This is a genomic window from Pseudofrankia coriaricola (genome assembly GCF_001854805.1).
Lineage (GTDB): Bacteria > Actinomycetota > Actinomycetes > Frankiales > Frankiaceae > Pseudofrankia.
Genome location: NZ_MBLO01000222.1, coordinates 76,806 through 94,960, shown reverse-complemented (window position 1 = coordinate 94,960; position 18,155 = coordinate 76,806). Strand labels below are relative to the sequence as shown.

The 18,155-nt window shown below is 71.5% G+C and carries 16 protein-coding genes; 7 read left to right on the top strand and 9 right to left on the bottom strand.

The annotated features are described in order from the left end of the window. The first annotated feature begins 29 nt into the window (after positions 1-29). Complete coding sequence (locus BCD48_RS26865; protein ID WP_071051150.1) at positions 30-215, top strand: hypothetical protein; 186 nt, start codon at positions 30-32, stop codon at positions 213-215. 346 nt (positions 216-561) lie between these two features. Here the strand turns inward: BCD48_RS26865 and BCD48_RS26860 are convergent, their stop codons facing one another. Together BCD48_RS26860 and BCD48_RS26855 are read right to left on the bottom strand one after the other, a co-directional pair. Next, the gene (locus tag BCD48_RS26860; RefSeq protein WP_071051149.1) at positions 562-1,311 is read right to left on the bottom strand and encodes an SDR family oxidoreductase; all 750 of its coding nucleotides are present in this window, start codon (positions 1,309-1,311) and stop codon (positions 562-564) included. Then, positions 1,304-2,815, bottom strand: a complete 1,512-nt coding sequence (locus BCD48_RS26855; RefSeq protein ID WP_071051148.1) for a DHA2 family efflux MFS transporter permease subunit — start codon at positions 2,813-2,815, stop codon at positions 1,304-1,306. The genes BCD48_RS26860 and BCD48_RS26855 overlap by 8 nt, the downstream gene beginning before the upstream one ends. 210 nt (positions 2,816-3,025) lie before the next feature. On the opposite strand from BCD48_RS26855, the gene BCD48_RS26850 reads away from it, so the two are divergent. Next, a complete protein-coding gene (locus BCD48_RS26850) occupies positions 3,026-4,036 on the top strand; it encodes a sigma-70 family RNA polymerase sigma factor (RefSeq protein ID WP_071051147.1) in 1,011 nt (336 codons plus the stop codon). A 295-nt stretch (positions 4,037-4,331) separates the two neighbouring features. Here the strand turns inward: BCD48_RS26850 and BCD48_RS26845 are convergent, their stop codons facing one another. Next, positions 4,332-4,685: a DoxX family protein gene (locus BCD48_RS26845; protein WP_071051146.1), complete on the bottom strand. Its 354-nt coding sequence runs from the start codon at positions 4,683-4,685 to the stop codon at positions 4,332-4,334. Positions 4,686-4,725: 40 nt separating this feature from the next. Here BCD48_RS26845 and BCD48_RS26840 point away from each other — a divergent pair, with 40 nt between their 5' ends. From BCD48_RS26840 to BCD48_RS26825, 4 genes are all read left to right on the top strand, one after another. Then, entirely contained in the window at positions 4,726-5,388 is a 663-nt protein-coding gene (locus BCD48_RS26840) for a TetR/AcrR family transcriptional regulator (RefSeq protein ID WP_071051145.1), read from the top strand. Positions 5,389-5,593: 205 nt separating this feature from the next. Next, positions 5,594-6,487: an NAD(+)/NADH kinase gene (locus BCD48_RS26835; protein WP_071051144.1), complete on the top strand. Its 894-nt coding sequence runs from the start codon at positions 5,594-5,596 to the stop codon at positions 6,485-6,487. A 186-nt stretch (positions 6,488-6,673) separates the two neighbouring features. Then, complete coding sequence (locus BCD48_RS26830) at positions 6,674-8,659, top strand: FUSC family protein (RefSeq protein ID WP_071051143.1); 1,986 nt, start codon at positions 6,674-6,676, stop codon at positions 8,657-8,659. Between the two features lie 111 nt (positions 8,660-8,770). Further along, on the top strand, positions 8,771-8,998 hold the full coding sequence (locus tag BCD48_RS26825; RefSeq protein WP_071051142.1) for a hypothetical protein: 228 nt from the start codon (positions 8,771-8,773) through the stop codon (positions 8,996-8,998). 12 nt (positions 8,999-9,010) lie between these two features. Here the strand turns inward: BCD48_RS26825 and BCD48_RS26820 are convergent, their stop codons facing one another. From BCD48_RS26820 to BCD48_RS26805, 4 genes are all read right to left on the bottom strand, one after another. Continuing rightward, on the bottom strand, positions 9,011-10,018 hold the full coding sequence (locus BCD48_RS26820; protein ID WP_157910569.1) for an acyl-CoA desaturase: 1,008 nt from the start codon (positions 10,016-10,018) through the stop codon (positions 9,011-9,013). A 255-nt stretch (positions 10,019-10,273) separates the two neighbouring features. After that, positions 10,274-10,990, bottom strand: coding sequence for a GNAT family N-acetyltransferase (locus BCD48_RS26815; protein WP_071051213.1), 717 nt, complete (start codon positions 10,988-10,990; stop codon positions 10,274-10,276). A gap of 199 nt (positions 10,991-11,189) precedes the next feature. Continuing rightward, entirely contained in the window at positions 11,190-12,188 is a 999-nt protein-coding gene (locus tag BCD48_RS26810; protein WP_083419247.1) for an iron-siderophore ABC transporter substrate-binding protein, read from the bottom strand. 112 nt (positions 12,189-12,300) lie between these two features. Beyond that, the gene (locus BCD48_RS26805) at positions 12,301-14,043 is read right to left on the bottom strand and encodes an amino acid adenylation domain-containing protein (RefSeq protein WP_083419246.1); all 1,743 of its coding nucleotides are present in this window, start codon (positions 14,041-14,043) and stop codon (positions 12,301-12,303) included. 281 nt (positions 14,044-14,324) lie between these two features. Between BCD48_RS26805 and BCD48_RS26800 the strand changes: the two genes are divergently transcribed. Further along, positions 14,325-14,993 carry an MOSC domain-containing protein gene (locus BCD48_RS26800; protein ID WP_071051140.1) on the top strand — a complete coding sequence of 223 codons (669 nt, stop codon included), beginning with the start codon at positions 14,325-14,327 and terminating at the stop codon, positions 14,991-14,993. A gap of 289 nt (positions 14,994-15,282) precedes the next feature. Here BCD48_RS26800 and BCD48_RS26795 read toward each other — a convergent pair whose 3' ends face one another. After that, positions 15,283-16,974, bottom strand: a complete 1,692-nt coding sequence (locus BCD48_RS26795; RefSeq protein ID WP_241842007.1) for a peptide synthetase — start codon at positions 16,972-16,974, stop codon at positions 15,283-15,285. Continuing rightward, positions 16,971-18,122: a YqcI/YcgG family protein gene (locus BCD48_RS26790; protein ID WP_241842006.1), complete on the bottom strand. Its 1,152-nt coding sequence runs from the start codon at positions 18,120-18,122 to the stop codon at positions 16,971-16,973. Before BCD48_RS26790 ends, BCD48_RS26795 begins: the two co-directional genes overlap by 4 nt. Between the last annotated feature and the right edge of the window lie 33 nt (positions 18,123-18,155).

Sequence of the window (18,155 nt, the reverse complement as noted above, 5' to 3'; positions counted from 1 at the left end):
GATCTATCCGGGGGGCAGACATTCGGGACATGCATCCGGTGGTCGACGTCGTGCTGGAGCCCGGTCTGCGCTACACGGAGACGATCGAGTCGGGTGCGGGTAACCGGGCCGTGCGCTACTGCCGGCTCGTGGCAGGCGAGGACACGCCGGTCGGCGAGTTGGAGGTGCATTCCTTCCGGTGGCGGTTCGCCGACCAGGGGCCAGGCCCGGCCTGACGGTGGGTCCGCCCGGACCAGCCGACAGCCGGACAAGCGCCAGACGGTCGGACGAAGCCCGGACGGCCGGACGAAGGCCACATGGTCGGACGAAGGCCGCGCGCGTGGCCGGGAGCCTCCTACGATGCGACCGCGTCGCCGCCGACGACCGGCCGGCAGACGGCGTTGCCGCCCTGCTCACCGCGGGTGGTGGTACGCCGTCCGGCGGCCTTCTCCCGCGAATGAGGAACTGCCATGATGATCGATGATCGCGACGCCGCTCACCCAGACCGGGCACTCGCCGCCGTCCTGGACCATCGCGTCCCACAGCTTTGGCTCGCCTGCTTCGTCGCGAGACTCCCTCGGCCTACCGTGGCAGTGCCCTCAGGCCGTCGCCGGTCAGCAGGTAGCCGGGCGCGACGGTGGCGGCGTCGGCCCGCGCCAGGTCGACCAGGGCGGTCCCGGCGATCTCGGGGGTGAGGGGCTCGCCCAGCTGCCGGAGGTAGTCGTCCTCGGACTGGCCGCCGCGCGCCGCGTAGGCCCGGACCGCGGGCTGCCCGAGACCGGTCAGTGGCGTGAGCCGGGGAAGCACCGCGGTGAAGGTGATTCCCAGGCCGGCGCGGTCCGCCTCGTCGCGCGCGTAGCCGGTGATCAGGTGCTGGGTGGCCTTGGCGCCGGCGTATCCGCCGCTGAGCGGGGACCCGGCCAGCGCGGCGCCACTGCTGACCACGACCACTGTGGCGCCAGGCCGCAACGGCCGGAGCAGGGCCTCCCGGAGCCAGTGGAACGCGATCCGGACGTCGGTGTGCCAGTTGGCCGAGAAGGTCTCCCAGGTCTGGTGGTGCAGCGGACGCATCAGCGGGCTGGCGCCGGCGACCAGAACGACGATCGACGGCTCGTAGCGGTCGAAGAGGCTCCCCGCCGCCGCGGCGTCGGCGGCGTCGGCGACCTCGGTCCGGATGCGCGCGTCGGTGGCGGCGAGCTCCGCGAGCGCCGCGCCGGTGCGGGCGACCGCGACAGTCGGGGCACCCGCCTCGGCGAAGGTCCGGGCGATCCCCCGTCCCAGGCCCCGGCTCGCGCCGACGACGAGAGTGGTCCGGTCCGAAAGGTCATTCATGCTGTCCTCTGGTCGATGCTGTCGGGATCGGGGTGAGGTCGTGGCGACCTGGGACGGCCGCGGCGGCGAGGATCCCGACCGCGGAGAACGCCGCCCCGATCCACACGGCCGTGGTGAAGTGGTCGACGAACGTCCGCGTGGATGTGTAGACGCCGGAGCCCGCGAAGACGGAGGCCAGGATCGCGATCCCGAACACGCCGCCGATCTCGCGCACCGAACTGTTGGTGCCCGACGCGACGCCCATCTCCGAGGCGGGCACCGAACCGACGACCGCGTTGGCGACGGTCGGGAAGCACAGCGATATCCCGACACCGGCGACGCCGAGCGCCACCGCCAGCCACCGGTAACTCATCCCGGGTTCGGCGATGGCGGCGATCCAGCCCAGCCCGACGGCCTGCAGGGCCAGGCCGACGACCAGGAAGGGACGATTCCCGAACCGGTCGGCCAGCGCGCCGGCGATGGGCGCGACCACCATCGGGGCACCCGTCCACGGCAGGGTCCGCAGGCCCGCCGCGAGTGGCGAGTATCCGAGCCCGGTCTGCAGGAACTGCATCATCAGGAACAGCACGCCGAACAGCGACGCGTACATGAAGAAGCTGACGCCGTTGGCGGCGTTGAACGCCCGCGACTGGAACAGCCGCGCCGACAGCATCGGCGTCGCGGTGCGCCGCTCCCACACCAGGAACGCCGCGACCAGGACGAAGCCTGCTCCGAGCGCGCTGATGGTCTGTCCACTGTCCCAGCCGACCCGGCTGGAGCGGATCAGGCCCCAGGTGATGCCGAAGAATCCGGCGGCGGCCAGCACCAGCCCGACGATGTCGAGTTGCGACCGGGGACCGAAGCTCTCGTTAAGCCGGGCCATGGACAGCGGTACCAGCGCCAGGCCGACGGGGACGTTGAGCCAGAAGATCCAATGCCAACTGATCCCGCCGACGATGGCGCCGCCCACGACCGGCCCGAGCGCGACCGCCAGCCCGGTGATACCGCCCCACAGCCCGATCGCGGCGCCCCGCCGGTCGGCCGGGAAAGCTTCGCTGATCAGGGTCAGCGTCATGGGCATGATGGCCGCCGACGCCACGCCCTGCACGCCGCGGGCCGCGATGAGCACGCCGACGCTCGGTGATAGCGCCGCCGCGGCGGAGGCAAGGGTGAACCCGAGCAGGCCCATCCAGTAGGTCCGTTTGCGTCCGTACCGGTCGCCGAGGGCGGCCCCGGTCAGGAGCGCGACCGCGAACGCCAGGTTGTAGGCGTTCACCGTCCATTCGAGATCGCCGAGATCGGCGTGCAGGCTCGCCCGCAGCGCGGGCAGGGAGTTGGCCACCACCAGCGTGTCGAGCGCGGTCATGAACACCCCGAGCGAGGCCAGGACCAGCGTCCAGGCCCGCCGCGCCGGCTGGGCGCCCGGCTCGGTGGGCAGCGTGGTCGGGGCTCGGTCGCCCCGGTCCAGGCCCGGTGCCGGTGCCGGCTCAACGCCGGGCCCGGTAGTCGTCGATGACACTGACATGTCGCGTCGTTCTCCTTCGGTTCCGCCCTCATGGGCGTTCGCACGTCGTCGACCGCCGAGGCCGCCAGGTCGCACGGCGGTCCGCGGCCGGTACGGATGCGTTCGAAGGAACAGAACCGACGCTCGCCGGAAACTGGGCGGCCCGACGGCGACCAGTTCCGCTCACGCCCGGGGTCAGTAGGTGGAGAGACGACCAGACGGAGGTGGCAGATGTCGGCGGAACTGCTCCAGCGGGCCCGCGACGGCGACCGCGACGCGTTCGCCGACCTCGTCGAGCCCTACCGCGGTGAGCTGGCCGTGCACTGCTACCGGATGCTCGGTTCGCTCCAGGACGCGCAGGACGCGGTGCAGGAGACGATGCTGTCCGCCTGGCTCGGCTTGGCCGGCTTCGAAGGGCGTTCCTCGGTGCGGACCTGGCTGCACCGGATCGCCACCAACCGGTGCCTCAACCTGCTGCGCTCGTCCACGCGGCGGCCGACGACGGCGTCGCCCCTGCCCGCGCCGCCCCTGCCCGCGCCGTCGCCGGAGCCGACTCACCTGGGTGAGGTCCCGTGGCTGCAGCCGTATCCGGACGCCCTACTGGAGGGGCTGCCCGACGAGGCGCCAGGGCCCGAGGCCCAGTACGCCTCCCGCGAGGCGATCTCGCTCGCGTTCGTCACCGCGGTCCAACTGCTGCCGCCAAACCAGCGGGCCGTCCTGATCCTGCGAGACGTGCTCGGGTACCGCGCGAGCGAGACCGCCGACCTGCTCGGGCTCACCGAGGACGCGGTCACCAGCGCGTTGCGACGCGCCCGCGCGACGATGGACGCGGCCCGCTCGCCCGGCCCGCCGCCGCCGGTGCCCCGGAGTCCCGAGGAACGCGCGCTGCTCGACCGCTTCGTCGCCGCCTTCACCGACCTGGACGTCGACGCGCTCGTGGCGCTCATGACTGACGACGCCTGGGTACGGATGCCGCCGCTGCCGTTCGAGTACCGCGGCCGCGAGGCCATCCGCCAGTTCTTCACCGCCGTCCGCTCCCGCCTGCGGCGGATCGATCGCCTGGTGCCCGTGCGCGCGAACGGCCAGCCCGCGTGGGGCGAGTACCTCCGCGATCCGGTCACCGGCGGCCTGCACCTCGCCGGGATCATTGTGATCGATGTCGCCGGCGACCTGGTCCGGGAGATCACCCGCTTCGAGACAACGGTCGCCCCGCACTTCGGCCTGCCCCGGACCCTCGACTAAAGGTGCGTCTCACGGGGACCCATACGACGGTCGGCTCGATCGGCCCACCCGCCGGGTTCGCGTAACATCGCCGCCGCGACCGGCGCTTCGTGGACCGCGTCGTCGGGCTCGACGGTGTCCCCGAACATCGGCGATCTCGACGACGGCACGCCCCGACCTTGCGGCGGCACGACCGGCCTGCCGCCTGTGGGTGCCTGGCCGTCGCGGGTTGTTCCCGTACGCGCCGGTCGTCGACTGTGCCCAGTCCTGGCATCCCACAGGCCGCCGCCCGCCTCGGCGTGCTCGGCGGTATCGGTCAGGCCGTGACGGCGCGCAGCACCACGACGATGACGGCGAAGGCCCCGACGCCGATCGGCGGTACCAGGGCCGCCCCCAGGAATCGCACCCGTAGGTGCAACGCGACGGCGCCGGCCATCAGCAGCGCGGCGCCGACGGCCGCGGCGACGCCGAGGGGCGCCCGCCACAACCCGGCCACCAGGCCGACGGCGGCGAACGCCTCCGGGAGACCGACCGCGGTCCACAGCCACGGCGGCACGCCGAGGCGGTCGCGCAGCAGCAACGTCTGCTTGTCCGGGTTGGCCTTGCGGACCGCGGACTGTGCCATCACGGCGGCGAGGAGCAAGGACAGCACGGCGGTGAGAATGAACATGGAACACCCTTCGCTATAGTGTCGATGAAATGAGGTGAGCATGACTGTAGCGAAAGAATCGCGGCCCTACCATGCCCCGCGGCGGGCAGAACAGGCCGCGGCGACCCGAGAGGCGATCATCTCGGCCGCGTCGGTGTTGTTCGCCGAGCACGGGTACGCCCCCACCACGATGGCGGCGATCGCGAAGCGGGCCCGGGTCACGCCGAAGTCGGTCTATGCGGTGGCCGAGAAACCGCAGCTGCTGCTGCTCGCCGTCGACCGGGCGATCGTCGGCGACGACGAGCCGGTCGCCCTGGCCGACCGGCCGGAGATGCAGGCGCTGTTCGCCACCCGCGATCCGGATGCGCAGGCCAGGCTCGCCGCCCGGATCGGTGCGCCGACCCTGCTGCGGCTCTACCCGATCTACCGCGCGTTCGAGCAGGCCGCCGTTACCGACCCAGCGCTGCGAGAGGCGTGGCGCGAATCCCAGCGCCAGCGCCACGACGACGTGCGGCGGGTCGTCGGTGCCGTGGCCGAGGCCGGCGGCCTGCGGCCCACCCTGTCCGTCGACGACGCCACCGACACGCTGTGGGCGCTGGTGGGCTGGCACGCGGTCGCGCTGCTCGTCGAGGAGCGCGGCTGGGACCTGGCCCACCTCACCCGCTGGCTCGAAGACGTCTTCGTGTCACTGCTCGGTCCGGCATCCGAGGACGACCGCCGTTGAGGGACGGCGTGGACGACGACATAGTGCTGGCCGCGCTCGCCGCCCTCGCCGACCGGATCCCGCCGCTGACCGTCTGGGGCTCGCAAGAGACAGCGTTCCCCTGGAAGACTGCTGGGCAGCCCGCGGCGATCGTCAGCAGAATGAGGCGGGGCCGCGGCTGTACGCGGCCGTGGGACCGGTGGCGGCGGAGAGCGGAGCGAAACGGATGCACACGGTGGGGATCGTGCTGCACCCTCTTCGCGACTCGGCTGAAGCGGTGACCGCCATCGTTGACTGGGCCGCCGTCCGCGGTGCCCAGGTGCTCGGCGTCGACGAGGAGATCCGGCGGTTGCGATGCGCCGCCCTTCCGGTGCCGGCGGCGGAGCTGGGCCGTCGTAGCGACCTGATCGTCAGTCTGGGCGGCGACGGCACGATGCTGCGGGCGATGCGGCTGGCCGACGGCGGACACGCGCCCGTGCTCGGCGTCAACCTCGGCAGGCTGGGCTTCCTGGCCGAGGTCGACGTACCCGACCTGCCCGACGCCCTGTCCGCGATCGACCAACATCTGTATACGGTCGAACCGCGGCTCGCGGTCGACGCCGAGGTGCACGGCGAGACGGTCAGCGCGTTCAACGACGTCGCGGTCGTGCGAGTACCCGGTCACGGCAGCGCCGCGGTCGCCCTGCGGGTCGGCGGCCGGCCGTTCGTCAGCTACGCCGCTGACGCGGTGGTCGTCGCCACGCCAACCGGATCGACCGCCTATAGCTTCTCCGCCGGGGGGCCGATCGTCAGTCCGTCGGTCGAGGCGCTTCTCGTCACCCCGGCGGCTCCGCACTCGGCGTTCAACCGCGGGCTCGTGCTGTCGGTGCATGACGCGCTTGCTCTGGACGTTCTGCCGGCGAGCGGTCGGCTCGCGGTCGAGGTCGACGGCCGCGTGTCCGGCTACGTCGAGCCGGGCGCATGCGTCATCCTGCATCCGCGGCCCGCCGCGGCCCACGTCGTCCGCCTCGGCCGGACGACCTTCTACGAGCGCGCGCAACGCAAGCTGCGGCTGATGGGATCAGCCGAGGTCGAGCCGACGCCGACCTGGCCGCGCGACGGCCGTCCCACACCGTCATGACCCGCTGACCCGGTCGGGGCATCGACGCGTCCGTCGCGGGGACGCGGGTCCGGGTAGCCAGAGTCGTCGCTGATCTCGTGGACCGGCCGAGGTACCTGAGCCCCGGTTCGCGGTGGCCGGTCACCGCGGTCGATCGGCAGGGCTGGGGAATGCTTGCGGTGTGGTGCCGAGCCCTGCCGCCGCCTCATGACGAGCGACCCGCCCCGTCCTCCGGTTCCCGCGCCCGCCGGCCCGAGCCGGATCGGCGCGGTGTTCGGCGTGGCCCGCCCCCGCGGGCGGCTGCGGATAGCCGTGGTCTGCGCGATCGCGTTCGCCGTGCCGTTGACTGTCGGTGAACTTGCCGGAAAGCCGCAGGACGGACTTTTGGCGACGTTCGGTGCCTTCATCGCCGCCTACTTTCCGGACGCGGCCTTGGCCTTCCGAGCACGGGCACTACCGGTGATCGGAGTTGGCCTCGCCCTGTCCGCCGCGATCGGGGTAACCGCGGCGGGAGCCAGCTGGACGATCGCGGTGGGGATCTCCGGACTGGCGGCCTTGGCGACCCTACTCGTGCGCGCGTTCGACGTGCCCGCTCCTGGGGCATACCCGTTCGTCATCAGCTGCGCCGTGGCGACGCAGCTTCCGCAGGACGTCGAGCGGATCGGGGAACGCGTCGCGCTCACGCTGGCCGGCGCCGGTTTCGCCTGGCTGCTGACGATATCCGCGTCGCTCCCGGACCGGCACGGGCCGGCGCGGCGGGCAGCCGCGACGGCCCTGACCAGCCTCGCCGACATGCTGGAGGCGATCGGCACGCCGGACTACGACTCCGCGCGGCACAACGCCGCGCAGGCCGTTCGCCACCTCAGGACGGTGCTCAGGGAAGGCTCCGGGCAGGACCGGAGCAGGCGAGCACTGTCGGCGGTGGCATACGGGGCGCAGCACGTGTTCGACGCGTCCGTTTCCTACGCGACCGTGACCCGGGAACCGGTCCCACCCGTTCTCCCCGCGACCCTGCGCGAACTGGCCGCCGGGATCCAGGTCGGCGCTGGTGGCACCGGTGCCGACCTGGTCGACCAGGACCAGGACCGTGCCGGCCTGCCAGGCGTGGGGGCGGCGGCCTCGAGGGCGCGGGCCGGCCTCTGTGCGGCCGTCGCCGGGCTGGCTCATCCCGCGCCGGACCGGCCGGCGGCCCCATTGCTGCCCGCCGCCCGGGCCGAGCGGCGCGGGCGGTTGGACCGGGACGCCCTGGCCTGGCCGCTGGCGGCCCGGGCCGGTCTGGCCGGGCTCGTCGCGGCGGCGCTGGCGATCGCCGCCGGGGTGGATCATCCCTACTGGGCTCCGGCCGCCGCGGCCACGGTGGTGCAGGGGACGACCGTCCGCGCCGCCGGCCGACGGTCACTGCAGCGGGCCGCGGGGACGGCCATCGGAGCGGTGGTCGCGCTGGGCATCCTCAGCGTGCAGCTGCCCGCCTGGTGGCTGATCGGCATGATCGCCGTGTTGGAGGGGGCCGCCCAGGTCCTCATGGCGGCGAACTACGCACTGGCCACGGTGCTTATCACACCCTTGGCCCTGATACTCGTGGAGTTCGCCAGACCGGGCACGCCCCCAGCCGAGCTGGTCGCACCACGACTGCTGGACACGCTGCTGGGCTGTGCCGTCGGCCTTGTCGTCGTCCTGCTGCTCTGGCCGCGCGCCGCCGAACGCAGGCTGCCGCGGGCAATGGCGGACTCCCTCGACGCGACCGGCGACCTGCTCGTCCTTCGGCTCACGGCGGGCGGTGAAGGCCCAGGCGACGCCAGTCGCGCGGCGGGAGTCGCCGATGCCCGCGAACGGCTGGAAACGGCCCTCGCCCGGATGACCGCCCTGCACGTCGACGCCGAGGACGAGTGGATACGCGGACCACGAACGGCGGACCTGCTCTGGCCCGCCGTGGTCGCCGCCCGCCGGCTCGGCTATCTGGTGCTGGCCGATCCGGCCGGTCTCCACGGGTCGCTGCCTGCCGGACCGACCGCCGTCCGCGCCGCGTTCCAGGCATGCGCGGACGCGATGACCGGCCTTCCGGTGTCCGGCGGAGATCCGATGTCCGCGCTGCCCGCCTTCACCCCCCTGCGGACCGAGTTCGCCGCCTTGGCCGAGGCGGTGACGGTCGCCCGGGCGGCCGGAGCGCTACCCCCGTCCGGTGAGCCTTCCTGACCCGGACGAACCCGTCGACCGCACAGCAACGGATCCCGCACCCACGGCGACGTGACCCTCCATCGCCACCGGGTTCACCCAACGCCCGACCGGCATGACAGGCTGAGGCCTGTGACAACTGTGGGCGTCTCGCTCGTTATTGACGGCACCATCGAGCACCGGGTCGACATCGGCGGCCTGGTGGACGCCCCTGCGCCCTGGGATGCCCGGATAACCGCGTTCATGCGGGACATCCAAGGATGGATCACTCAGGGCGACGTGACGGCGTTCCCACTGGATGGCGGCGGCCAGGTGGTCGTGTCGTGGCGAACAGTCCGGACGGTCGAGGTCCGGCCGTAGCCCCGCGGGCGGTCACCGATCCAGATGGCCGCCGGCGTCCATGGCGACCGGAGCGGGCCGGTAGCCGAGAATTCTGGCCCGCTCCTTTCTGTACCACTTGACGTCCCGGGCGAGACCCGACCGCTCGAGCGACCAGATCAGCCATTTCGTGGGATCGGGACGCAGGCCGGACCCGTGGACCACGCACCCCGGAATCACGTGATGCATCCAGTGCCATCCCTCACCCATGGTCGGGAGCGCGATCAGGGCGAAGTCACGAGCCAGGCGAGCGGTGCGGACCGCTGACGGCTTCCGGCTGCCGTGAGTTCCCCAGATGTGGCAGACGGAGTTGATCGAGGCCGTGAAGTGGAACAGCAGAAAGACCCGGAGGAAGCCGGCGACGAGGAGCCCGTCGAACTGCCAGCCGGTCGCGGCCCACGGGATCAGGAAGCTCAACACCGCCGGCACCGCGTAGTACTGACGCTGCCACCGCACGAGCAGATCGACGTCGTTGCGTTGGTCGAACGGCTCGGGAAGCTGTTGATGTACCATCATCCAGCCCACGTGCGAATGCCACAGACCCATCCAAAAACCGTCGTACTGGTTCGGCGTGTGCGGGTCGAGATCCCGCACATCGGTGTGCGCGTGATGGGCCAGGTGCGTTCTGCGCCAGCTTTCCAGGGTCCCCTGGATGGCCATGGCGCCCGTGAAGAGCAGGATGGCGCGGAGAACCGCCGAGCACCGGAAGCCCTCGTGCGTCAGGTATCGGTGGTATCCGACCGTGACGCCGAAGCCGGTCACGAAATAGCTGCCGACCGTCCAGGCGAGAACGTCATGGCTGACGCCGTGATAGACAACACGCCCGACGGCCGCGACCGCCAGTACGGTCAGCAAAGCCAACCACACGACGTTCAGCGTGATGACGCCCGATCTGGGTGGCGCGCTCTCGTGCGATCCGTCGATGCGAGGGCGGGTGGACGTTCCCCTGCCATCACGGGAGTGCCTCGAAGGCGCCGACGACGATTGGCGGTCCAGAATCACCGCGCGACGTCCGCGATCACCGGGACCACACCGATCCGGCGGGGACCGAGACCGCAAAGAACTCGGCCGGCGGGAAACGCATACCGCTCTACTTCGGTAAACAGATCGCCACTCCCTGCGTTACGAGGATCTTGCCCAGTCCCGTCAGCCTGTCATCCGCGAGCAGCCGCCGAAAGGACAATCGGGTGAAACCGCCGTGTCGTCCGGGTGAGTCCGTCGGAACGGCTGGGGGAATATCCCGTCGGGTAGGTCTGTCTATGCCGGGCCGTCGCCGAGGCGTGCTCGCAGTTCGGCGAGCGACCGTCGCTGGCGGCCGGCCCCGTCGAAGTTGTCGTCCGCGAGCCAGGCTTCGAGCGCCTTGCGGACAAGGGGCCACTCGTGGTCGGCGATCGAGTACCAGGCGGTGTCCCGGTTGCGCCCCTTGACGACCAGGGCGTTGCGCCAGGTGCCCTCCTCCACGAAGCCCAACCGGGTGGCGGCCACGCGGGAGGGCTGGTTGAGACTGTCGCATTTCCACTCGTACCTGCGGTAACCAAGGTCGTCGAAGGCGTACCTCATGAGCAGGTACTGCACCTCGGTCGCGGCTCGGGTCCGCTGCAGCGACGGCGCGTAGATGATCCCGCCGACCTCGATCGACCCGACGTCCGGCTGGCTGCGCAACAGCGCCACCCGCCCCTGGAACACCCCACTGGCCAGGTCCACGATCGCGAACGCGCACGTGTCCGCCCGCTGGGTCATGACAGTGATCCCTAGGGCCGCCTCCTCCGCGTCGGCCGGCGCGTCGTCGCCTTGGTAGGTCCACAACTGGGGATGCGGGCTCAGCTGCTCGACCACCTGCCGCGCATGCTCCTCGACGGACAACGGGCACAGCCGCACCGAGCGCCCGGTGAACACCCGCGTCCGTGGCGGTCGCGCTCCCGACCAGCCGACTGGATCTCCTACCAGCTGTCCCAGGTCGTTGCGTCGCGGCATGCCACCCATCATCACCGACCCGCACGACACCGCCGCCGCCACAGGCCCGGGCCAGGAACAGCGGACGTGCGGTCCCTTACGCGCCGCACCCGGCCATATGGCCAAAGGCCAGTGGGCCGAGGCGGTGAACGCCGCTCGCTGGCCGGTCACCGTTGCCACTCGCGCGGCGAAGGCCACGCGAGCTCCGCTCCGCCGGGGGTCAGCTGCTGGCGGCGGCCTTGGCCAGGGTCGGCTTGAGCTGCTCGAGCTGCCACGGGATGTTGAGAATCGTCGGGTTGTTCACCGCGCCCGCCGTGAAGGCGTCGACCTCCAGGACCCGTCCCGCCCTGACCGCCGGGATCTCGGTGAACAGCTTGTTGCCGTCCATCTCGGTCTTCAGGTCCGGGGTGGCGTACCCGATCAGCACGAAGTCGGCGTCCAGCGCGCTGAGCTTCTCCATGCTCAGCGAACGGTCGACCACGTTCTCCGTGACGCCCGGCGCGAGCTTCATGCCGAGCTCGGAGTAGAGCTGGACCGAGACCGTCTCCGGGTCGTCGATGACCGCCAGGCCACCCGGCTCGTAGTAGAAGGAGTAGCTGAACGTCTTTCCGGCCAGGCCGGGCAGGCCCGTCGCGGTGTCCTTAATGATCTTATCGGTGGCCGCGATCGCCTTCGCGGTGTCGGCCTCACGGCCCACGGCCTTGCCGATGATGGTGCTGTTCTCCTGCCAGGTCGCGATACCGGCGTCGTCGGTGAAGCCCACGGTCGGCGCGATCTTGGACAGCCGGTCGTAGTAGTCCGCCAGACCGTAGAAGTTCGTGGCCAGGATCAGGTCGGGCTTCAGCGCCGCGATCTGCTCGAGGTTCAGGTCCCCGGCGGTGTCGAGCGCGGTGCTCTTCGAGAGGTCGACCTTCCCCGTCAGCCACGGGAAGACGCCGTCGGGCTTGTACTCGTTCTTCCCGTAGGCGATCGGCGTGATGCCGAGCGCCGCCAGAGTGTCCTCTTCGTAGCTGAGCGCGATGATGCGCTTCGGCTCGGCCGGGACCACCGCGGTGCCGAACTTGTCCTTCAGCGTGACCGGAAAGCTGCCCGAGGCCGCGCTCGCCGGCGCCGGCGCCGGCGTCCCGTCGCCGTCGTCGCTGCCGCCGCAGCCCGCCGCGAGGGCGAGCGCGATGACGGCGAGGAAAAACGCCGGAATGAGCTTCAGTCTGTTTCGCACTCTTTCTCGTTTCCATGGTCAGGCCGCGCGCCTGGACAGCTCGCGGTCACGGGTGAGATTGCGCGGCTGGTCGACCTGGGATGTCGTCCACCTGCGTCGCGCCGAATCAGGGTTATCGCCGTCCGACGGATGGCGTCCGTGGGCGGGCGGGCGCTGACGCCGATTCGGTCAGAGCGCGGCGGTCCACCTTTCCGCCGGCGGTGACCGGGAGCGTGTCGAGCACGGTCACGACGCTCGGCACCATGTATTGGGGAAGCAGGTCGGCGCACCAGGCCAGCACCTCGTCGGCGAACGGCTCACCCGCCGTCCCCGGCGCCGGGGAGCCCCCGGCACGGTCGGCGGCGGTCGCGCCGGCATCGGGGACGACGAAGGCGAGCAGCCGGGGCGCGGCGGTGTCGCGGGACACCGCGACCGCCGCCCGCCGTACCCGGGGGTGCGTGGCGAGCGCCGCCTCCACCTCTTCCAGCTCGAGCCGCATCCCGCGGATCTTCACCTGGTTGTCGGCCCGGCCAACGAACTCCAGCCAGCCGGCGGCGTTCCAGCGGGCGAGGTCCCCGGTCCGGTACATCCGCTCGCCACCGCCCACGAACGGGTTCGCGACAAAACGCGCGGCGGTCAGCGGCCCGTTGTTCACATAGCCCCTGCCGAGCAGAAACCCGGCCACGTACAGTTCACCGACCTCGCCGTCGGGCACCGGTGCCATCGTGTCGTCGACGACGTGGAGCTGGGTGTGCGGGTTGGGCCGGCCGATCGACGCGGCGAGACGCTCGGCGTCGTCCTTGTAGATCACGTGGGAGACGCCGATCGTCGTCTCGGCCGGTCCGTAGCCGTGGTACATCGCCGTACCGAGCTGGGCGCGGAACCGGGCGAAGAGCGCGGGCGTCAGCACCTCTCCGCCGCACCAGACATGCCGCAGCGAGGCCAGCGCCTCCGTGCCCTCCGCCGCCTCCAGCAGGATGTCCAGCATCGACGACACCAGGTAGACGAAGGTGACCCGCTCGCCCTCGATCAGGTCGACCAGGTATCCCGGGTCGAGCTCGCCGTCCGGCTCCGCGATGACCAGCCGGCCGCCGCAGACCAGCGGCAGCAGGATCTCGTTGATCGAGATGTCGAACGACAGCGGCGCCTTGAACAAGGACGCGTCGTCCGGGCCGAAGCCGAACAGGTCCGTCACCTGCCACCGCAGCCGCTCGGCGATCGCGTCATGCCGGATCATCGCCCCCTTGGGAGCGCCGGTCGACCCTGAGGTGAAGATCACGTACGCCAGCCCCGCCGGTGGGATCGGCAGATCGAGCGGCTCGGCCGACTCGGCGCCCCAGGACCAGGCGTCCAGGTCGACCGGGACGGCCGGCACTCCGTCGACCAACCCGCCGTCGACCAACCCGCCGTCTACCAACCCGCCGTCTACCAGGCCGCCGGGCGTGGCCGGCGCCTCCGCATCGGTCACGATCAGCCGGGCCCGCGCGTCGGCCAGCACCCGCCGGCGCCGCTGGTCGGGCCATCCCGGCTCGATCGGGACGAAGGCCCCGCCGGCGACCATGACCGCGAGCAGCGCGACGACCATTTCGGCGGACCGGACCAGCCGGATGCCGACGATGTCCTCCGGGCCGAGGCCCCGGGCGCGCAGTACCCGCGCGAGCTGGAACACCCGCGCCCCGAACTCCCCGTAGGTCATCCGCGCCCCGGGAGCCACGACGGCGGTCGCCTCCGGCGTGCTCCGCACCTGGGCCGTGAACAGATCGACGACGGTCGTGATGGCCGCGGGCACGCTGAAGTCGTTGAAGTTCTCGAGCGTCGCCGGTCCGTCGACCGGCCGGGCCGGCAACGCACCGTCGCCAGAGCGCGAACTCACCATCGTTCCCCTCGGTCAGCGGGCAAGATCCAGCCTGCCCCGGCACACACACGGCCAACTCCCGAGGGCGGCGGAGGCCAAGTCGGACCTGACGCGCAGGAAGATTAGCAGGTAAGCCTTACCTACACAAGAGTTAGCCTTACCTAACAAACCCTTTTCGGGTGATCACGGACTGCCTCCAGATGCCAGGTCCGCCGGGCGACCGCCGCGTGGGACCGTCCCCGCCCGGCCGCGAGACCGTAGCCTCTGTTCAAGGTCTTTCATTGCGGATGTTGGGGTATCCGATGGGGAGTCTTCTTGCGGTCAATCTCGCCGTCGTCCGGAATGACGCGTGGACCGGGCGGAAGGGCCGGAGCGGGATCGACAAGCGTCCCGTCAGCGGGCCGGTGCGCGTCGGCCGTGTCGGCCTGACCGGGGACACCATCTGCGACCTCACGTTTCACGGCGGTGTCGACCGCGCCGCGTACGTCTACGCCCAGGAGGATTTCTCCTGGTGGGAGAGCGCGCTTGACCGCGGCATCCCTCCCGGCAGTTTCGGCGAGAATCTGACCTCACTGGGGATAGATGTCACCGGTGCTCTGATCGGCGAGATGTGGGCCATCGGGTCCGCGGTGCTCCAGGTGACGGCGCCGCGCATACCATGCCGCGTGTTCGCCGGCTTCTGGGACGTCCCCGACCTCATTCAGCGTTTCATCCAGCGCGGCACGCCCGGCGCGTACCTCCGGGTTCTGGGTGAAGGAGACGTCTCCGCCGGGGACCCGATCAGGATTCTGCGCCGGCCCGATCACGGGATAACCGTCGGGCAGGTCTTCCAGGCGCTCACGACTGATCCCGACCAGCTCCCCGCCCTCGCCGGGGTCACGCGGCTCCTGGCGGAGGACGTGCGGAAGAAGGTCGAGCGGCGGCTCGCTCCGCCGGCTCCCGTCGGAGGCGAGCTTCATGATCTGGTGTGATTTTCGAAGTGATAGCCCGAAAATCACACCAGATCATGAACGGCTCACACGTTCTGGGCCAAGGTGCGTCGCACGGCTTTCTGCGTGAGGGGTGCCGGTGCCGAAGCTGTCGAAGGTCGAGGTGTGCGCGGCGATCCGCGACGACCGCCGCCCGGAGCCCATTCCCGAACGGCGCTCCGCGGCCCGCCACGGAACGATCAGGTGGTCTGGGACGACCGGCCGGTCGTCCCAGACCAGGGCACGACGAGCACATGCCCGAGCCCTGGGTGACGTGGTCGCGTCGGCGGGCTCAGAACCTCAGGTACATGTCGTCCGGAATGATCGGCTGGTGGTAGGTGCACGATCCCGACAGCACGGTGGACCCGTGCAGCCGCGACTTCGGAATCAGGATCTTGTCGCCGTCACTCAGCGCGATCTTGTGGGTGACGTTGTTCCAGAAGTGCATGTCACCGGACTCGATCATGACCAGCCGGTGCTCGTCGTGGACGTGCGTCGTCGACGTCTCGTCGCAGGACTCGACGAACGTGTCCAGGTCGACCTCGATCCGCTCCGCCGTCAGGTATGCGTCGATGGCCTCGGCCTTCGCCTTGTACTCGTCGATCGAGTCCGCCCACGCCAGCTGCGCGGCTAGGTCCCGGTCCCACAGGCGGGCGAGGTGGGCCGCGTCGGCGAAGCCGGTGTGGAAGGCGGCCAGCGCCGCGTCGCCATACAGCGCGAGCAGCGGGGCGAGGAGCGTGTCGACCAGGTCGTCCAGCGCCGCCGGGGCCACCGCCGGAACCGACGCGAAGAGGGCCGTCCGCTCGCCGAGGCCGTCCTCGACCGCGTCCGCCCACGCGGTGGCGACGGCCACGTCGTCGATGCGCTGGTGCACGAACGCGCCGAGCAGCTCCGCGTGCCGTCGCGGCGACCGGGACAGCTGGTGGAGATGGTTGCCGCGGGCCAGCGAGGTGTTCAGATAGAGCTGCCAGTACGCCCCGGCCCCCGGGGTGAGCCGGGCCGCGGCGAGCAGGGCGGTCCACGCGGCCGAGCTGGCCACCCAGCGCTGGTAGTCGCCGAGGAGCAGCGCCCGGGCGGCGGGCTGGGCGAGGTCGTACTCGCCGAGTGACGCCCGGGCGGTCGCGGCGCGCCCCGCCGGCAGGTAGGCCGAGAGCTGCAGCAGCGCGAACGTCGTCGCCTCCCGCCGGTCGCGGGTGCCGCGCAGCACCGCGAACGCATCCCCGGGACGGTCCCGGCGCTCCTCCCAGTAGCCGTGCAGCTCGCGCAGGAGCCCGCCCAGGCGCTTGTCACCCGCGCCAGCGCCGGCGTCGGCCCCGCCGGCCGGCGCTGTCTCGGGGTTGGCGGCAGGTTCCGCCGGGCTGCCCGGCACGGAGGGGCGCTGGTGCGCCAGGAACGAGAACAGGTGGTGTTCGAGAATCGGCTGGGCGAGCGCGCCGCGCAGCCGGTTCGCCTCGCCGTAGAAGTCCGCCGCGTCGCGCTCGGCCGCCGCGTCGCGGCTCGGCGGCAGGTACAGCAGGTCCGCGTCGTAGATGTTGCGCAGCATCCGGTGCCCGAGCAGCCCCGAGAGCTTCAGCACCTCCTCGGGCCGCAGCGGGGTGCCGTAGTCCAGCCAGGCCAGGTCGGCGGGCCGGACCGGGCGCCGGTACGGGTCGTCCTCGGTGGTCAGCTCCTCCCACTCGGCCGGGCGGAAGGCCGGGTTCGACGCGAACGAGCGCACCAGCGCGTGCGCGCCCGGCCCGCGCCGGGCGGCTTCCACCCGGCGGGCCAGGTCGTCGAACCCGGCTGGGCCGACGGGTCCGGATGGGCCGGGCCGCTCGGCCGCCTCGTGCGGGTGGACCTGTCCGGCCGCGGGCGGAGCCGGCGGCGTGGCCAGCGGGGCTGTGTCGGGTAGAGCTGTGTCGGGTAGAGCTGTGTCGGGTAGAGCTGTGTCGAGTGGGCTGTCCGGGCTGCTGAGCTCGGCCAGCGTCGTCTGGTCCGGAGTCATCGGATTCCTCTCCCGGCGGGGCTGGTGGTTCGGGCGTGTTGCCGGTCCAGGCGGTCGACCGGGCCGAGGAACTCGACCTCCCCGTCAGCGCGGAACCGGGCCAGGTCCCCGGTCGCGTACATCCGGCTGCCGGGTACCGGACTGAACGGGTCGGGCAGGAAGCGCTCCGCCGCGCGGCGAGGGTCGTCGAGATAGCCCCAGGCGAGCGGCGGCCCGCCGAGGAACAGCTCGCCGATGAACAGCTCGCCGACGGCGCCGACGGGCACCGGGTTGTACTCGGCGTCCAGGACCCGGATCTGGGTGTTCCGGTCCGCGCGCGGACCGGCATCCTCAGCCTGCGCCAAGGCCGGAGCCACCACCGGACCCACGGAGGCGACATCTCCGCCCGCGGAATCGGCGTGGAACGGGCACCTGGCGGGGACCGAGGCGTCGTCGCGCAGGAAGTACTGCTTCCACTCCCGGTTGGCGGGATCACCGTACGAGCCCAGCAGCGGGGTCGAGTCCACCTTGTCCATCCGGCGGAGGCGCTCGCGGATGGTCCTGCGGGCGGCGGCGCCGCGCGGGGTGTGCGGCTCCAGCCCCTCGAAGACCCAGCGCGGCTGGAACGTGATGTTGAAGACCGGGCTGCTCCGGCTGCGCAGCCGCTGGTGGGCCGGCGTGTTGCAGACGACGAAGATCGGGGTGCCGCGGAAGCTGAACTCCCAGCCCGGTGTGTCGGTGTCGGTCGGGATGTCCGACGGCCAGGGCTCGCCGTCGCTGTCGTGCAGGTACCGCAGCAACGACCAGAACCGCCGCTCGTACCCGAGGATGTCGTCGGTCCACTCGCCCACCGTCTCGCCGCCGGACCCGAAGAACACGACGAGTGAGGTGTTCCGGGATATCGACTGGTAGACCGAGAGGTAGGTGGCGAGTATGTCCGGCAGAACGGACCAGGTCCGCTCGTCGTCAAGGTCGTCGACGAAGCCGAACCGCAGCCCGCCCCGGTTCGCCGCGGCCGTCGCGAAGATGCAGGGGAACGGCTCGGCGCTGGACCGCAGCGTCGCGATCATGTCCCGCGCGCAGCCGGTGCCCCATTCCGGCACCGGACCGATGGCCAGGTCCAGGATCTCCTCGCGGTGCGCATCCTGCGCATCCGTCGTGCCGGCCATGCTCGCCCCACTGAGTTTCAGCCTGTCTCGCAC

What these genes read in the sequence shown, in the direction of transcription:
- BCD48_RS26850 (WP_071051147.1), top strand. Translation starts at nt 3,026, where the DNA reads ATGTCGGCGGAACTGCTCCAGCGGGCCCGCGACGGCGACCGCGACGCG.
- BCD48_RS26860 (WP_071051149.1), bottom strand. Translation starts at nt 1,311, where the DNA reads ATGAATGACCTTTCGGACCGGACCACTCTCGTCGTCGGCGCGAGCCGG.
- BCD48_RS26800 (WP_071051140.1), top strand. Translation starts at nt 14,325, where the DNA reads ATGGGGAGTCTTCTTGCGGTCAATCTCGCCGTCGTCCGGAATGACGCG.
- BCD48_RS26815 (WP_071051213.1), bottom strand. Translation starts at nt 10,990, where the DNA reads ATGCCGCGACGCAACGACCTGGGACAGCTGGTAGGAGATCCAGTCGGC.
- BCD48_RS26795 (WP_241842007.1), bottom strand. Translation starts at nt 16,974, where the DNA reads ATGACTCCGGACCAGACGACGCTGGCCGAGCTCAGCAGCCCGGACAGC.
- BCD48_RS26855 (WP_071051148.1), bottom strand. Translation starts at nt 2,815, where the DNA reads ATGTCAGTGTCATCGACGACTACCGGGCCCGGCGTTGAGCCGGCACCG.
- BCD48_RS26805 (WP_083419246.1), bottom strand. Translation starts at nt 14,043, where the DNA reads ATGGTGAGTTCGCGCTCTGGCGACGGTGCGTTGCCGGCCCGGCCGGTC.
- BCD48_RS26790 (WP_241842006.1), bottom strand. Translation starts at nt 18,122, where the DNA reads ATGGCCGGCACGACGGATGCGCAGGATGCGCACCGCGAGGAGATCCTG.
- BCD48_RS26840 (WP_071051145.1), top strand. Translation starts at nt 4,726, where the DNA reads ATGACTGTAGCGAAAGAATCGCGGCCCTACCATGCCCCGCGGCGGGCA.
- BCD48_RS26865 (WP_071051150.1), top strand. Translation starts at nt 30, where the DNA reads ATGCATCCGGTGGTCGACGTCGTGCTGGAGCCCGGTCTGCGCTACACG.
- BCD48_RS26835 (WP_071051144.1), top strand. Translation starts at nt 5,594, where the DNA reads ATGCACACGGTGGGGATCGTGCTGCACCCTCTTCGCGACTCGGCTGAA.
- BCD48_RS26845 (WP_071051146.1), bottom strand. Translation starts at nt 4,685, where the DNA reads ATGTTCATTCTCACCGCCGTGCTGTCCTTGCTCCTCGCCGCCGTGATG.
- BCD48_RS26830 (WP_071051143.1), top strand. Translation starts at nt 6,674, where the DNA reads ATGACGAGCGACCCGCCCCGTCCTCCGGTTCCCGCGCCCGCCGGCCCG.